The following is a 15,810-nucleotide window of genomic DNA, read 5'->3' on the forward strand; positions in this document are numbered from 1 at the left end:
TGAGTTGAGAAGACCGCGGACTGGCCGCGGAAGGAACACTCACTATTCCGCAAATCGTCTCTCCGGACCAATGAAACCTTTTGATCCACCCATCACCGATGCTTACGTCGGGACAAGAGGTCCGATACCGGGTCCCCGGGCAGTGCCCTCAGGAAAGAACGCCGTAGATCATCCGCACACCGGTGACGCCGAGGAACAGGGCAAAGACCAGCTTGAGTTTGGAGGAATCGATCGCGTGGGCGATTCTGGCGCCGAGCGGAGCCGTCAGGCTCGAGACGGGGATGATCAGCAGCAGACCGATCAGGTTGACGTAGCCGAGGGACAATGGCGGACGGCCTTCCACGCCCCAGCCGAAATAGATCGACAGCAAGGTCCCGGGTATGGCGATGATCAGGCCGATGGCAGCCGCGGTCCCGACCGCCTTGTGGATCGGATAATTGAAAAGGGTGAGTGTCGGAACGCCCAGCGTGCCGCCGCCGATGCCCATCATCACCGAGATACCGCCGATGAGGAAACCGAGCACTTCCTTCAGAGGACTTCCCGGCAGGCTATCGGCCAGGGCGGCGCTGTTCCTGCGGAACATCATGTTGGCGGAGACGGCCAGGGCGACGATACCGAAAACGAAGGTCAGCGCACCTCCGGAGATGTTGCCCGCCAGGGTGCCGCCGACGAGAACGCCCAGAGCGATGGCCCACCACCAGCGTTTCAGCAGATCCACATCCACACTGCCGCGCTTGTAATGGGCACGGGCGGAGGAGGTGCCGGTTGCCAGGATCGTGGCGAGCGATGTTCCGACCGCCACATGCATCAGCACCGAGGAGTCGATCTTCAGCGCGGTGAACATGTAGAAGAGCACCGGAACGATGACGATCCCGCCTCCCACACCGAGCAGTCCCGCGATGAGCCCCGCCACCAGACCTGTCGCCAGAAGGGCGGCGGCCAGCAGGCCAAGGGAGAAAAGACTGAGATCTTCCACGCTGAAATCCTTGTTCACGGCGGTTCACCCAAGCCCGACCCGCCAAATTCCGTCTCCAGCGCTTAGCCCAACGCGCGGAATTTTTCCAGCCGTCATTGCGGGCAATGTGTCGTGAGAGCGCGGTAAAGTGCCGGACCTCCGCCGGTCGGCACGTCGCCTCTTCAGCTTGAGGGAGTATCCGGCCCCGACACGGGCGCGCAGCCGCGCAGGGCGAACAGGGCTCTGGTCAGCAGATCGCCGGCCTGCTCGAAGGCGGTCGCGGTAATCTGCGGTCCGGCGGCCCCCAGACCCTTGGCGGCCTGCCGGATGCCGGACAGGTTGCCGTTCAGCTCCACCAGTTGCCGGGTCAGGTCGCCGCGATTTCCCAGATCCGGGTCGGCGAGCTGCGCGGACAGGGTCGCGATCTGCCCTTCCAGGGAGTCCAGGCGGCTTTTGAACGCGGCGGGTGTTATCTGCAGTCGGGCCAGGGCTGCACCGGTCACCTCCGCGGTGATCCGTTCACTTGCGGTATCCACGCGGTTCAGCACGACGATCACCAGAACGCAGGCGACTATGAGCAACACCGCCATTGCATTGATCAAGGCCACCAGCAACTGGACGGGCAGCCTAATCAGTCTGTGTTTCAAGCTTCCTGCATCCTGTTGCATATGCGTTCCTTTTGTCGGGACAGGTTTCATCCGAAGCAGTCCCGTCTTGTGAGCAGCGGTCTGCCGAGCTCATTCAGCCCCAAGGGGCGCCGGCATACAACTCCGTTTGCATAAGAGTTGCGGACACGGTTTCCGGAAAGGCGGCTGCGGACGGACGGCACCGGCTGGAACCGTTTGGCACACCGGAAACCGCCCGTCTGCAGCGCAGGGTCGCAGACATTCGCCCCACATCCTATAGAGGAGCAACCTTTTTCGTTCCTTCCTGCATAGCAGTTGGCCACTTCCGGCCGAAAATCCGCATCATTTTTGACCTTCATGATTATAAAATATTCAAATCACCTCTATTCCTATATAGGACTTGATACGGTTCTGTTCTGATTTATAGTTCTTTCAAGGAAGTCCTAGAGAGGACATTGTTCATGATGCAAAAATCGCTGCAAGTCGTTCCCGCAAGCAAATCGGGCGGCGCAAAGGCCAAGCACCGCAGGATCTCCGAAGAGATCCTGAGCGCCATCGAAAGCGGGCGCTGGCTGCCTGGTGACCGCCTGCCCGCGGAAGACCAGCTGGCCGTGGAAATGCAGGCCAGCCTGGGCACCGTGCAGCGGGCCCTGCGCTCCCTGGTTCAGATGGGTGTGGTCGAGCGCCATCACGGCCGCGGCACTTTCGTGACCGGAGCACGCGCCCAGGAGGGCCAGTTGCGGCACTTCCGCTTCACCGCCGAGGGCGGCACGCAGCTTCTGCCGGTCTATTTCAAGATCGTCGGCATCGAGACCGTCCGGGAAAGCGGCCCCTGGAGCAGTTTTTTCGGCAAGCGCGAGGACAACTACATTCACATCCACCGCCTGGTGAACGTGAATGACGAGTTCGATGTCTTCAGCGAGATCTATCTGCCCGCCAGCCGTTTTTCCGAAATCGCCGGCATGAGCGAAGCGACCCTGAACGGCGTGTCCTTCCGCGACTTCCTGACCGAACGTTTCAACGCACCGACAATCAACACGCATCAGACCATGGCCTGCCAGCCCCTGCCGCCACGGGTGACACGGGCGCTGAATGTGCCGCACGGCCAATACGGCATCGTCTGGTCCATTGGCGGACTGAGCTATCGCAACACCCCGATAACCTGGCAGCGGATTTTCGTGCCGCCGAGCGACAGGGTCATCGAGATCGTCCCCACGAACGCGGCCGAACAATCGCCGCTGCAGGAAGTGTTTTGACATGACGGCGCCCGTCCGGGCGCCGGGGAGAAAAACGAGAATGGGCACTGAAGCCCATCATGCGGATTTTTCAAACGCAGACAGGAGCACCTTCCATGAACCTGACATACCCTTCTTCCGGCAGCTTGACCGGCAAACTGTTTCGCAGCGCACGAACCGCCGTCACGGCTGTTTGCCTCGGCCTGATCACCCTGGGCGCGGCAGGCGCCGACGATTATCCGGATATGACCCTGAAATTCGGGCATCCCTATAACGAAAATCATCCGCTCGCCCAGGGCGCGCAGAAGTTCGCGGACGAGATCGGCGAAAAGACCGACGGAAAGATCAAGATCCAAGTCTATCCGAACAGCACGATCGGTTCGTCCCGCGAACTCGTGGAAGCGGCGCAGATCGGTGTGGTCGACTTCGCCCTTGTGCCGACCACCAATGTGGCCAGCTTCTACTCGCCGCTGGACATCTTCTATCTCCCCTTCCTCTTCCGTGACAGCGCGCACGCCTATGCGGTCTCCGACGGACCGGTCGGCCAGTCGCTCTATGAAGGCCTGCAGAAGGCAACCGGCATCCACACGCTCGCCATGTACGAAAGCGGTTTCCGGACCATCACGACGCGCGAAACAAAAGTCGAAATGCCCGACGACATGAAGGGCATCAAGTTTCGCGTCGTGAACAACCCGCTCAACGTGGCCACCTTCAAGGCCCTTGGTGCCAACCCGACGCCGATGGCGCTTTCGGAAGTCTTCACCGGGCTGCAGCAGGGCACGGTCGACGGGCAGGACAACCCGGTGGGCAACGTCAAGGCCTTCGGCTTCGACAAGGTACAGGGCAACATCACCCTGTCCCGCCACCAGTGGGCCGGTATCATGTTCCTCGCCAGCGACAGGCTGTGGCAGTCCGCCCCGGACAACGTGAAGGAGCTGTTCTCGCAGACCGCCCTCGAGACCCAGGACTGGGAGCGCGAGGCCCTGAATGCGGTGGAAGCCTCCTACCTGAAGGAAATGGAAGGCGACGGGATGACCGTCACCCGCCTGACACCGGAGCAGGCCGCCGCCTTTCAGGCCGCCATGGAGCCGGTCTGGAACGAATACCGCGAGAAGATCGGTGCGGAGCTGATCCAGTCCGCAGTCGACACGAAGTAATCGGCGAAACCACCGGCAGGGAAATTCACGTCATGCAGGTCATCAGGAAAATCCTCGACCTCTCCGAAACCACCCTGTCGGTGGTATGCGTCCTGAGCTTCGTCGCGATGTTCGTTCTCGGCATCGCGACCGTGGTCTTCCGCTTCATCATCGAGAGTTCGCTGGCCTTTCCCGACGAGCTCATCCGCTATCTCTTCATCTGGATGATCAGCCTCGGGTCGGCCGTCGCGCTGCGGCGGAAACTTCACGCGGCGATCGGGGTGGTCGTTTCGCGTCTCCCCCTCGCGCTGCACCGCGCGGCCGTGGTGAGCGCCACGCTGCTCGGCATCGTGTTCTTCGCGCTGATCCTGGTCAACAGCCTCCGGCTGACCCTGCGGGTCCAGACGCAGATTTCACCCGCGCTGGAAATCTCCATGGCCTGGGTTTACGGCGCCATTCCGGTCGGGATGGCCTTTCTCATTCTCTATTCGCTGGAACTTGCCGTGAAGCAGCTCAGGGCGCCCGCCGCCGAGCTGCTTGCGGAAAGCCAGTAAGCCCATTTCAGCCGGGACGGTCAGACAGCCATGGTAACAGCCGCGATTTTCGGATCCCTTATCCTGCTCATGCTCATCCGCACGCCGATCGCGGTGGCGCTGGGCCTGTCGAGCGTCCTGGGGCTGGTGCTCAGCGGCATCGATCTGCAGATCGCCGCACAGCGCATGCTGTCGACGAACAATTCCTTCCCGCTGCTGGCGATTCCCTTTTTCATCCTTGCCGGCGAAATCATGTCGACCGGCGGCATGTCCCGCCGGCTGGTCAACTTCGCCGGATCGCTTGTGGGGCATCTGACCGGCGGTCTCGGCGCCGTCGCCATTCTCGGCTCCAGCTTCTTTGCCGCCCTGTCCGGATCGAACGCGGCCACGGTCGCGGCGATTGGCGGCGTGATGAACGGGCCGATGGAGGAAAAGGGCTATCGCCCCCAGTACACCGCCGCCACCATCGCCGCGGCCGGCGTCACCGGCATGATCATTCCGCCGAGCATCCTGCTCATTCTGTACGGTGTCGTCACCGGGGTCTCCATCGCCGACCTGTTCCTCGCGGGCATGGTGCCGGGGATCGTGATCTGCGCCAGCATGCTGGCCCTGAACTGGTTCATCACCCGGCGGGAAGGCATCGAGAAGACCGAGTTTCAGGGACTGCCGGGCATATGGGACAGTTTCCGTGCCGCCTTCCTGCCGCTCCTGATGCCGGTCATCATCCTGTCCGGCATCTACGGCGGCATCTTCACCCCGACCGAAGCGGCCATCGTTGCCGTGCTCTACGGCCTGGTCGTCGGCTGCCTCTACAGGGAACTGACGCTGACCGATCTCTACAGGGCGTTCTACAAGGCGGTGCTGTCCTCCGCCGTGGTGATGTTCATCATGAATTCCGCAGGTGTCTTTGCCTGGCTGGTCACGATCAACCAGATCCCGCAAAGCATTTCCGCCTATCTGGCCGAAGTGGCAGGCGGGCCGATCGTCTATCTGCTTCTGGTGAACGTCTTCCTGCTGTTCGTGGGCTGCATCATGAATGCCGCCGCCGCCATCGTCATCTTCACCTCCATCCTCTATCCGGCGGCGATGAGCTTCGGCATCGATCCGGTGCTTTTCGGCATCATCGTCTCGGTGAACCTGAGCATCGGCACCGTCACGCCGCCGCTCGGCGTCGACCTCTTCATTGCCTCGGCCATCACCAAGGTCCCCATCGAGAAGATCGTGACCACGATCTGGCCCTATATCGGCGTGCTGCTCCTCGATCTTCTGATCATCACCTACTACCCGTCCGTTTCCCTGTTTCCTGTCTGGCTGTTCGGCTGAGCGTGACCTGACGCACCCCTCGGCCAACCGATCAACAAAAAGAAGGTGTCAAATGTCTGCCAGCCCATCAGCGACCGATTTCCAGGACCGTCCCTGGGAGGCCATGAACAGCGGTGTGATCCGCGACCCGATCAGCCCTTCCCTTCTCGGACATGCGACCATCGCGCCGGCCGGCGAATTCGTTGCGGGGTCCTATGCGTCCTTCACCCTCGTCTATACGGCAGGGACCTTCGGCGTCGACGATTCCGGCAGTCTGAGGGTGTGCTTCCGCTTCGCCTCCGATCAGGGCAATCCCCAGTTCGACAATCCGTCCGGCGCCAACTACTGCACCGTGGAAGCCTCCAACGGAGCCGTGCTGCAGCTCCGCTGGGATCCGAAGGGCAATGTGCGCCCCTGGGACCGCACGCTCTGGATCAAGGTGGTGAAGGGCTTCCTGCAGGAGGGCGACAGCATCACCATCCGCTTCGGCGTCACGGATCACGGCGGGCCGGGCATGCGGCTGCAGACCTTCTGCGAGGAGACGTTCGAATTCAGGGTGCTGGTCGACCCGATCGCCACATTCAATTTCCAGACCCTTCCGGTCCAGCCGATGATCTCCATCGTTCCGGGACCGGCCGTCAAATATGCCGCCGTCATGCCGACCCTGCGCCGGCCTGGCGAGACGTTTTCGCTGAAGATCAAGGGCGAGGACACATGGGGCAATCCGACGGACCGCTGGTCCGGGAAACTATATCTGGAAGCCGACGGCCCGCTTGCCGGGCTTCCGGACAGCGTCGACATGACAGACGGCACCTTCGGCATCACGATCGGCGGCCTTTCCCTGAAAGAGCCCGGCAAGGCGGCCGTGATCATCAGGGATGAAAGCGGCAGCATCGTCGCGCGGACCAGCCCGGTGATCGCCGAAGACCGCGAGCTGGTGCACTTCTGGGGCGACATGCATGGCCAGTCGGAAGAGACCATCGGCACCAACAGCGCCTATGGTTATTTCGCCTTCGCCCGCGACAGGGCCTGGGTGGATGCCTGCGGCCACCAGGGCAATGATTTCCAGATCACCGACAGGTTCTGGGCCGAACTGAACCGGATCACCGCCGAGTTCGATGACCCGGGCACATTCGTCGCCATGCCGGGCTACGAATGGTCCGGCAACACCGCCCTGGGCGGCGACCGGAACGTCTTCTTTCCCACCGACGACCGCATTATCCGGCGCTCCTCCCACGCGCTGGTCGAGGACACGACCACAGCCGATACCGACTGTTTCACCGCCGGCGAGCTGTTTCAGGCCTTCGCCGAGAACGGTGAGACCGACGTGGTGTGCTACGCCCACTGTGGCGGACGCTATGCGGATATCGGCCTTGCTCACGACGGGCGTTTCGAAAGATCCGTCGAGGTCCATTCCTCCTGGGGAACCTTCGAATGGCTGCTGCATGATGCGCTGAAATTCGGCTACCGCGTCGGTGTGGTGTGCAATTCGGACGGGCACAAGGGCCGTCCCGGCGCCAGCTACCCCGGGGCGGGCAAATTCGGCGCAATCGGCGGCCTCACCTGCTTCAACACCGCGGAGCTGAGCCGGGAGGCGCTTCTCGACTGCATGCGCAAGCGGCGCCATTACGGCACCACCGGCGGCGACGGCGGACGCATGGCCATCAGCCTGGAGGCCTGTTTCAGCGAGGAGGCCGCCCTGTATCACGACGATCCGAAGCTGTTCGACAGCGCGCCGGTTGCCGCGCGCACGGCGATGATGGGCGATATCGTTCACCTGCCCGCCGGCGAGATGGAGCTGAAGGTTTCCGTCGACAGCAATTCCCCGATCCTGAAGATCGACCTCTTCAACGGTCTCGACCTGGTGGAGACCATACGACCCTACGCGCAGGAGGACCTGGGCGCGCGTCTGAGGCTGCACTGGGAAGGGGCGGAATACCGGGGCCGGTTCCGGGAAGTCATCTGGGACGGCAAGGCGTCGGTCTCCGGAAACAGCATCACGGACTTCACGCCGGTCAATTTCTTCAACCCGGACAAGAGGATCGATGCGCTCAGTGCGACGGAGATCAGCTGGAAGGCGTTGACGACCGGCAATTTCGGCGGGGCCGATCTCTATCTGACCTCAGCAGACGCAGGGACGATTTCGGTGAAGACGCCGCTTGTGTCCTTCGTTCTGCCCATCGCCGACATCGGACTGGACGAACTGACCTTCGATGCCTCCGGAGAGTTGCCGCGTTTCCTGAAGATCTGCCGGCTTCCACTTAGCAACCCGCACCGCTCCCTCGCCTTCTCTCGCCCCGTTGCACTGAAGGCCGAGGGCGACAATCCGATATATGTCCGCGTCGAGCTCGAGGATGGCACCCGCGCCTGGACGAGCCCGATGTATGTCTACCGGTCGAATTGAGGGTGCATGTCGGGTGGAGCCCTTGCCCCGGCCTGGCCGTCACCGCAGCGAGCAATGACGGCGCAGACAGGGCTTTCATTCCAGCCCGCTCGCTGTGAACGGCCCGGATAGGAGAAGCACAGGCGATGTGCCTGTGCCTCCCGGTGCCTGTCCTATTGAACCAGCTCGATCTCGCTCGGCCGCCAGGACTTGTCAAAGAAGGACGGCAGCGGGCTGTAGAGACGCAGGAGCGTGAACCAGCCCTTTTCGGGATCGGTCTGGATCCAGTTGCCGCGCTCCGCGCCTTCGGGCTGCTCGGGGGCGAACCAGATGGTCGTCGAGCCGTCCTCGGCTGCAGTTGCCGCCGGTGAGGGATAGCTCTGGGATCCGGCCCGCGGGTATTTCTGCGGTGTCTGCAGCATCGAGCGGGTCTGGTTGTCATAGAGGGTGAAGGACCAGAACTTCGCGGCCGGAATATCCTTGGGCAGGATCACCTTGTAGGTTTTCGCACCATCGAAGGGATCGCCCTTGGCATCGATAAAGCCCATCAGGTACTGCGATCCTACACCGGGAATGCTCATGATCATGCCCGGACTGTCGAGCGTGTAGCCATAGTAGAAGGCGGTACGCGAATCCAGCGTGCGGGCACCCGTCGGAGCCAGAGGCGTGAACCCGCCGTCCTTGTACGCAGGCGGCGGTGTTTCGAAGAACGCGCCGCCTTCCCAGAGCATGTTGCCCCACATCGACCCCTCGTAATAGGCCCAGTCCGGATGCACATCGAACGGGCGCCAGTTCAGCACCCGGCCGGCGGCCTGGCCGACCGCGGCAGCGTCGGCGAGGATTTTCTTCATCCGGTCGTCGGGCGCGAACTCCTTGCCCTTCACGATGCCGATGGCGGCAAGTTGCCCGGCGAGTTCCACGTCATAGCTGGTGGCGGGTTCATTCTGGACGTTTTCGTTGATCCACTCGAAGAAGCCGTAATCGCTGGGCGGGATCGTGTTGAAGGACACGTTGCTGGCTTCAACGAATTTCATCTCCGGAACCTTCGGTTCACCGGCCAGCCTGACCTTCCCGGTCAGTGCCTCGGCAATGGATGTTCCGAAGGCGCCTTCCACATAGGGGTAGATCTTCATGTTGTCCTTGACGTTCGCGATGGCCGGCGCAGGATCACTGTCCACCAGGTAGGCGCGCGACGCATAGAGGGCACTGTTGGTTTTGGAATGCGCGACAAAGTAGCCCCCCTCGGGCAGCGGACCGTCATAGTCCGGCCCCACGATCAGGTATTTGCCGCCCTCACCGCGATCCGGCCCCGGAGCGCCAATGTCGATGATCCAGGAAAACCACATGTCATTGATGGTTCCGACCGCATCGGACGGTTGTTCGATCACGATCGGTCCCTTGGAAAGGTCCAGGATCGAGATGTAATAGACCGTGTCGGCGTTCCCGGTGAGGAACAGCGAGGTCGAATCCATCAACTTGGATGTAATGGCGACATCATTGGGCTCGGCGCCGATACCTGCGAGCCCTTTCTTGATGCCGAGTGCCGACGCCCCGCGAAAACTGTTGTTGTAGACGTTCAGCGCCCGGGTGAAGTCGAGCGCGTCAAAAACCTTCTGCGCGGTTTCGGCACTCGGTGCGCCGTCCTTGAAGGTCAGCGTGCCAACCGAGGTTTCGATGCTGTCGGGCGCGCCCAGCGACTGGACGACCTCTTTGGAGACCTCAGCCTGGGAGGCCCCCGACAGGGACATGGCCAGAACCAGCCCGCAACTTAGGGAGAGTCTGTGCATTGCAAATTTCCTTTTTCCAAAAAACAGTTGTCTGCGCGGTCATCCCGCGGACCTGGCCCGCCCCCTGCCTACTCGACTTCACCCGGTCGCCAGACCCGAGCGCATGCAGTCCGGATTGTGACAAACCGCGGCAAAGGCCGTCCCTTTTTGGCATGTTTCCCAAGAATTCGAGCACGCCGGCAGAAGGTTTTTATCTTGTCGGGAATGTGGATCAAATCGAATTCCGCAGAGGTAATGTCCTCCACCGCAGGTTTCACGGCAAGGACAAATTCAGATATGTTCAGGGAAGCCGAATATGTCATTTGTCACCACCTCCGGTCAGGTCTTTGTTTTCAGCGAAAATTACACAAGCCTGCGCACCCTCTCTGCCCATTTCGCGCCAAATTTGCGTCCTTTTGAATGGTCCCGCGCAGGTGCTCCTGCAGGCAGTCGATGTGCAACCGGCCACCGCACAAGGGCGCGGGAAAAGACGCTTGCTGCGCCGGAGCATGGTCTGGAGCGGCAATGGCCTGCGCATTCTGATCCACCTTTCACAGCAAGGCTCCGACCGGCTTGTAACGGCTTTGCTCAACCAATCTGCGCAAGTCGACGCTGGTACCATTCGCCCTTCGCTGCGGCGTTCCCGGACGGCCCGAGGCATCTTGCCACCGGAACAGGCGCGACCCATCCGGTCAGGGAAAGCCCGGTGAACAGTGACCTGTCCGCAATTAGTCCAAGGGCATCTACCTTTGCTGAATGGTTCATGTTACTTACATCCCATTGCAGTACGTCTTGCAGATATGTTGCCTGATTTCGGCATCGCTTCTGCCCATTTCGCGCCAGATCACTGGCGGGGGGACCAAGGAGATTGCGTTTGGAAAACAGGCTTGCCCTGGTCCGGGCGACACATCTGAACAGCTACATATCGGTGTTGCGCGATATCGGAGCACCGGTTGACCGCGAACTCGATCGGTCGAAGTTGCCCAGCTATATCGAAGAGACACCGGATCTCTACGTCAGTGTGCCAATCGCAATGGACTGGGTCGCACGGACCGGCCGCGACCTGGACCTCATGGAACTGGGCCTGCTGGGTGCGCAGGCAGCGTCCCTGTCCACTTTGCGTCCACCGCAGCAAGCTGCCGTGATGGCGGCGCAAACCGGCCTGACACGTCTCAGGGCGCTGGCCGACGTGTCGCGGTTCGAAGACAGCGTTCTCGAAATGCGGGTCCGGCGCGAGGCCGGGAATGTTCGTGTTATCTGCACCATGGCAGGTTTGGATCACCATCCACTGTTATGCCTCGCCGAATGGCTGAACCTTCAGGCCATCATTTCGGTCGTACGCAGTGTTGCGGGGCCATCCTGGCAGCCGAGCGAGATGTGTTTCTTCTCATCGAACTGTCCGCCCGCGGCCGTGCATGCGGCGCTCCCCGATACGCGCATACTTGTTGGCCAGCCGCAGACTTCTGTTGTCGTCGAAAGCGCGTATCTCGCACTCTCAACGAGCCGGTCGACACCCTGCCGGGCGACCACCGAAACCTCAGAAGATAAGCAATTGGGCCGATCAGAGAGCTGGGAGTTCGTCAAACTGCTAAGAAAGATGCTTCAGCCCTATCTGAGCGAGGGGCGCGCCGATATCGCTTTCACCGCCGAGATGGCCGGAATGAGCACCCGGTCATTGCAACGGCGGCTCAAGCTGTGCGGAAGTTCCTATTCGCAGATCCTCCAGGAAGCCTGCTTCGAGCTTGCCTGTATCCGCCTGGGAGACCCCGGACTGAAGATCATAGATGTCGCCATGAGTGTGGGCTACGAGAGCCCGCAACATTTCACCCGCGCCTTCCGCCGCTTCACCGGCATGACGCCAACCGACTATCGCGGCCAAACGACCGCGTTGGATCGTTCCGGACTTTGAACAGGACTTGCCCGATCTCGTCGAGATGCCGACCTTCCGGCGAGGTCGCTGCGGTTCAGAACAACTACGTGTCGCCTTCGCCTATAGGTCACCATGTTGGCACCTTAGAAGTACGGGAAGATGACCCATGAGCTGGCCTGATGTGGCCACCGACGGAAGGAGCACCCGCACACAAGCCGCCCCTCAACCACGATGACAACGAGCCTCGAAACTGACGCAGCCTCTGGATTTACTGGCTGTAACCCGATGCCCGGGCATATGATGTATCTGTTCCGCAACAAATCTTCATCACATAGGTGTTCCCCAAGGTGACAAAACTGTCCTGCGGGATGGCGCCTTCGCGTTTCAAGCCCTTGGCGAAATAGAGAGCCTGTTTTTTGTCGAACGGCTTCGCAATCGTCACCGCGTACCATCCATTGGTCGCAAGGTAGACCGACAAAGGAAGATCCCTTGCTGTCGCATAGCCAACAGCATCCTCGATGTTGTCGAAACTTTTGATCTGTATGAGCCGCAGTTGCCCGGGTGTGGCATCGAACTGATCAACTCGTATCCAGGTATGGTGCATATAACCGGTTACGCCGGAAACACTCACGCTATACCAACGGTCTTTTTCACCGATGATCTGCACAGCTGCGCCGTTGGAGAGGCGACGAATGCTCTGGGCTTTGGCGTCGGGTGCCGCCTTCATCAGAACAGATCCCTTGGGGTGTCGGACGCGTCCAGATCGAGCGACAGGAATGGAAGTCCTGCTTGGTGCAAAAACCTTTGGGTCCGTCGATACTTGTGGCGCTGGAGAAGAGAAACCAGGTGCTACTTGGCCCGATGGCCTTGAGATCACGCCGGTGTCTGTGCGCCCTTCAGACAGTGTCACTCCAAAGTCAGCCATCTCCCGTCCGGAGAGATATCTGATGTCATCTGCTTCAGTTTTGAACGCGAGTTGCAAGAGTGCCGGGTCTACTCCCATCTCCACCATGTAGCCGATGATGTCTGCTGTGACGTCTTGAACGGCAGAAACCGCCTCTTCCTTGTTGAAGGGCGTTGTTGGCGCGAAAGACGACTTGTGGACGCCAATGGAACCAGGCGCGGCATAGCGCGATCTGCCCCCCATGAATGCTAAGGCACAAGCGGATGCACATTCAAGCTCGCGCAACTGCACGGTGGCTAAGCCATGTTGCCTGATCATTCGGCCAAGCTCCATGGCCTTGAAAATGCTGCCTCCTTCGCTGTCGAAGCCGACGATCTTGGGTCTATGAGCGCGAATGACGCTCTCAAAGTCAGCAAGGTCATCGTCAATGGAAAACGTGCCAGCAACAATTACAAACCTGAGGCCATCTTCACCCTCATCGGCCTTGAAGTACAGTTCGGCTTTTCCCACAGATGAAAAAGCGACGACAACCAACAGTGTAATGACTCGGACGATCATGGACATTCGCATTCAGATACAATTTACTAATACCGCAGTTCACTGTATTCGACTGACGTTAGGTATTGCAACAAAACTTCGCGTAATGCGGCATCCAAATTAGCGATACACCACCTGCGTAAACTGCCCGAACTGCCTCCTACAAGAATCAACGAACCGTATCCTGACCTGACACAATCCAAGCCTATCCACCTGTTTTCCTTTGGCTGTCAGCGGTCAGCAACCGAGCTCTGCTCTTCAGATGACCAAAGTCTATGCGCGAGAATCCGGTCTGATGAACGCTCTCTTTCAGCATCCCGAAAAACACCTCGCCATAGCCATATCCGTCGCGCAATTGTGCCTGACGCGAAGAAAGCACACCCTTGCCTTGTCGATTGCAGCTGCAAGCAAACGCCGCTTTGGGGCTTCTTTCAATATCTTTCCGGAAACCCTCCAAGTGGACAGCTTCATTCTCTTCCAGCAGGATAGCATGACAGTTGGCCCTGATGGCTTCGATCCGGTTGTGGGAGCTCATCGACGGCGGGAGCCATTTCGCGCGCATTATTGAGCGCCGGTGTTCGTCGAACCTGTTGTCGCTCCCAACGACCTTGATACTCACCTTACGGGGAGCCTCGGCATGCCCCCCGGGTCGGAGCATGAGCGGTTCCTCGCGCTTGCAGCACGCCTCTGCGAAGTCCTGGCAGGCACCACAGCATACACGCGCATGACCAGACACCTTCCGCAGCCATTGCCGGAGCAGTCAGCCGCATCAGTGGTCGCAAGCGTGTCCTGCAGAGCGATAAGGTATCGAATTCAGGAATGATATATACTGGGGAATGGTACAGACGAGTGGGTTCGAACCACCGACCTTCGGAGCCACAATCCGACGCTCTAACCAACTGAGCTACGTCTGCATAAGGGCGTTCAAAGCGGTGCGGAACCTAGCGGCCCGGACCACCGTTTGCAAGGGCGTCTTCTAACGCCGTTTCCTTCAACCGGCAAGTCCGAATTTTCCGAAAAAAACGGCCTGTTGAAAAGCAAATGCCCGGAGAAAACTCCGGGCATGACATCCGATTGCGGTCCTGAAGGTCCGTTCAAACGGCTCAGTTGAGCTTCATATCCTTGAAGGACTTTTCGAAGGCTTCCTTGACCGGAGCGGAAACTTCGGTGCCGAGCTTGGTCGCCAGTTCCTGCATTTCCTTGGTCTGGGCGCTCAGCGCTTCGAACTGCTCACGTGCGAATGTGGACTGCAGTTCGATGGCTTCAGCCACAGATTTCGCGGACATGATATCCTTGAAGAAGGAGAAAGCCGCGTCGGTGTTGGCCTTGGCCGCATCGACAGCCTTGCTGTTGAACTCGACGACGCCCTGACGGGACGTTTCGAAAGTGTCTTCCATCATGTCGGTCGCGTCTTCTGCAGCGGTTTTCACCTTTGCATAAGCTTCACGGGCGTTCTCGATGCCCTTTTCCGTTGCTTCACGGAATGCGGCGGGAACTTCCATCTTCGGCATTGCGAAAGCTTCGAACTCGGGGAAGCCTGCGCCGGCAGGGCCAGCCTTTGCTTTGGTGGCACGTGCTTTCGGAGCCGATTTGGCAGTGGTGGTGCTGGTAGCTGTCTCAGTCATGATCTCATCTCCTTGAGGTCGGATGCGATCATTGGTTTGATTTCTTTCCGCCGGAACGTTTGCCGGCGGACCCTGTCGTCATCCGCAGCCTATACATAAGGCACCTAATGCTGCATTGCAACATTTTTTTGCACTGCACAATAAACTGGGATTTGGAGAGGTGCCGGGCAATCGGGTTTCGCCGCGTCGATGACGCAGAGGCGCGACAGGGGAGAAAGCTCCGGCCCGCCCGGCCCGAAAAGACATTGTTCAATTTACTACAACTGGAACATGCAGTCTACACAGTCGCGCTAAGTAGTACCACGCAGGACGACTGTCCCTGCGTGGACAGTCTCCATCCGGGCGGGGCCAGAGCCCCGCGCGGTCAAGCAGTCTCCCGTCGGCGGACTATTTTTTCTGGGCCGCCTTGGCCGCGTCCTGCACGGCCTTGGTCGCCGAGTTGGAAAACTCGCGCGCCTGCTCGCCGATGTTTTCCATCTGGCTGCGCAGATAGTCCTGCTGAAGCTTCATCATGTCTTCGATATTGTCGGCCTTGACGAGCTGCTGCGCGAACTTGAACGCCGCGTCGACATGCTCCTCGGCGTAGCTCAGGGCCTTCTTGTTCACGTCGGCGGCTCCGGCCTGGACGGCGCTGGCGCTGTCTTCCACATTGGACACCGCTTTCTGGGTCGCTCCCATGAAATCGTCAAAGGCCTTGCGCGCCTGGTCGACGCTCTTGTCGGCAAAATCACGCATCTGTTCGGGGATTTCAAAACCGGTCTTGTCAGTGCTCATATCGGCGCTCCTCGGATTGCAGGAAGATAGGTGGGTGGAAATCCTGAACTCGTTTCCTGCCAAAAACAGGTAGCATGGAGATGACAATCCGGCAAACCTGTGCCTTTGGATGATGCCCGCGCAACGCGAAAGAAACGGCAAGGCGGTTTCCGTCCGGACGCAAG

At 60.1% G+C, this 15,810-nt stretch carries 13 protein-coding genes and 1 tRNA gene; 7 read left to right on the forward strand and 7 right to left on the reverse strand.

Annotation, left to right across the window (positions count from 1 at the left end):
- Positions 1–148: 148 nt before the first annotated feature.
- Positions 149–976: a sulfite exporter TauE/SafE family protein gene (locus tag DCO57_RS04650; RefSeq protein WP_116697758.1), complete on the reverse strand. Its 828-nt coding sequence runs from the start codon at positions 974–976 to the stop codon at positions 149–151.
- A gap of 161 nt (positions 977–1,137) precedes the next feature.
- Entirely contained in the window at positions 1,138–1,602 is a 465-nt protein-coding gene (locus tag DCO57_RS04655) for a hypothetical protein (protein WP_208977792.1), read from the reverse strand.
- A gap of 440 nt (positions 1,603–2,042) precedes the next feature.
- Between DCO57_RS04655 and DCO57_RS04660 the strand changes: the two genes are divergently transcribed.
- The 5 genes from DCO57_RS04660 to DCO57_RS04680 all read left to right on the forward strand — a co-directional run bounded on the left by DCO57_RS04660 (position 2,043) and on the right by DCO57_RS04680 (position 8,191).
- Entirely contained in the window at positions 2,043–2,837 is a 795-nt protein-coding gene (locus DCO57_RS04660) for a GntR family transcriptional regulator (protein WP_116697662.1), read from the forward strand.
- A 95-nt stretch (positions 2,838–2,932) separates the two neighbouring features.
- Positions 2,933–3,973 (forward strand): TRAP transporter substrate-binding protein, encoded by a 1,041-nt coding sequence (locus DCO57_RS04665; protein WP_165814635.1) that lies wholly within the window; start codon positions 2,933–2,935, stop codon positions 3,971–3,973.
- Positions 3,974–4,005: 32 nt separating this feature from the next.
- Positions 4,006–4,506 carry a TRAP transporter small permease gene (locus DCO57_RS04670; protein WP_116697664.1) on the forward strand — a complete coding sequence of 167 codons (501 nt, stop codon included), beginning with the start codon at positions 4,006–4,008 and terminating at the stop codon, positions 4,504–4,506.
- Between the two features lie 30 nt (positions 4,507–4,536).
- Positions 4,537–5,808 (forward strand): TRAP transporter large permease, encoded by a 1,272-nt coding sequence (locus DCO57_RS04675; RefSeq protein WP_116697665.1) that lies wholly within the window; start codon positions 4,537–4,539, stop codon positions 5,806–5,808.
- 52 nt (positions 5,809–5,860) lie between these two features.
- The gene (locus DCO57_RS04680; protein ID WP_116697666.1) at positions 5,861–8,191 is read left to right on the forward strand and encodes a DUF3604 domain-containing protein; all 2,331 of its coding nucleotides are present in this window, start codon (positions 5,861–5,863) and stop codon (positions 8,189–8,191) included.
- Between the two features lie 152 nt (positions 8,192–8,343).
- Here DCO57_RS04680 and DCO57_RS04685 read toward each other — a convergent pair whose 3' ends face one another.
- On the reverse strand, positions 8,344–9,957 hold the full coding sequence (locus tag DCO57_RS04685) for a DUF1254 domain-containing protein (protein ID WP_116697667.1): 1,614 nt from the start codon (positions 9,955–9,957) through the stop codon (positions 8,344–8,346).
- Positions 9,958–10,810: 853 nt separating this feature from the next.
- Between DCO57_RS04685 and DCO57_RS04690 the strand changes: the two genes are divergently transcribed.
- Complete coding sequence (locus DCO57_RS04690) at positions 10,811–11,845, forward strand: AraC family transcriptional regulator (RefSeq protein ID WP_133192628.1); 1,035 nt, start codon at positions 10,811–10,813, stop codon at positions 11,843–11,845.
- Positions 11,846–12,074: 229 nt separating this feature from the next.
- Here the strand turns inward: DCO57_RS04690 and DCO57_RS04695 are convergent, their stop codons facing one another.
- On the reverse strand, positions 12,075–13,274 hold the full coding sequence (locus tag DCO57_RS04695) for an SH3 domain-containing protein (protein ID WP_165814636.1): 1,200 nt from the start codon (positions 13,272–13,274) through the stop codon (positions 12,075–12,077).
- Positions 13,275–13,509: 235 nt separating this feature from the next.
- Here DCO57_RS04695 and DCO57_RS23250 point away from each other — a divergent pair, with 235 nt between their 5' ends.
- A complete protein-coding gene (locus DCO57_RS23250; RefSeq protein ID WP_133192629.1) occupies positions 13,510–13,815 on the forward strand; it encodes a hypothetical protein in 306 nt (101 codons plus the stop codon).
- A gap of 269 nt (positions 13,816–14,084) precedes the next feature.
- On the opposite strand, the gene DCO57_RS04705 is transcribed toward DCO57_RS23250, so the two are convergent.
- The 3 genes from DCO57_RS04705 to DCO57_RS04715 form a co-directional block, all read right to left on the reverse strand.
- Positions 14,085–14,161 (reverse strand) — tRNA-His (locus tag DCO57_RS04705).
- Positions 14,162–14,350: 189 nt separating this feature from the next.
- A complete protein-coding gene (locus DCO57_RS04710) occupies positions 14,351–14,872 on the reverse strand; it encodes a phasin (RefSeq protein WP_116697671.1) in 522 nt (173 codons plus the stop codon).
- A gap of 387 nt (positions 14,873–15,259) precedes the next feature.
- Complete coding sequence (locus tag DCO57_RS04715; RefSeq protein ID WP_116697672.1) at positions 15,260–15,646, reverse strand: phasin; 387 nt, start codon at positions 15,644–15,646, stop codon at positions 15,260–15,262.
- Between the last annotated feature and the right edge of the window lie 164 nt (positions 15,647–15,810).

Source organism: Labrenzia sp. 011, assembly GCF_003075075.1.
Classification (GTDB): domain Bacteria; phylum Pseudomonadota; class Alphaproteobacteria; order Rhizobiales; family Stappiaceae; genus Roseibium.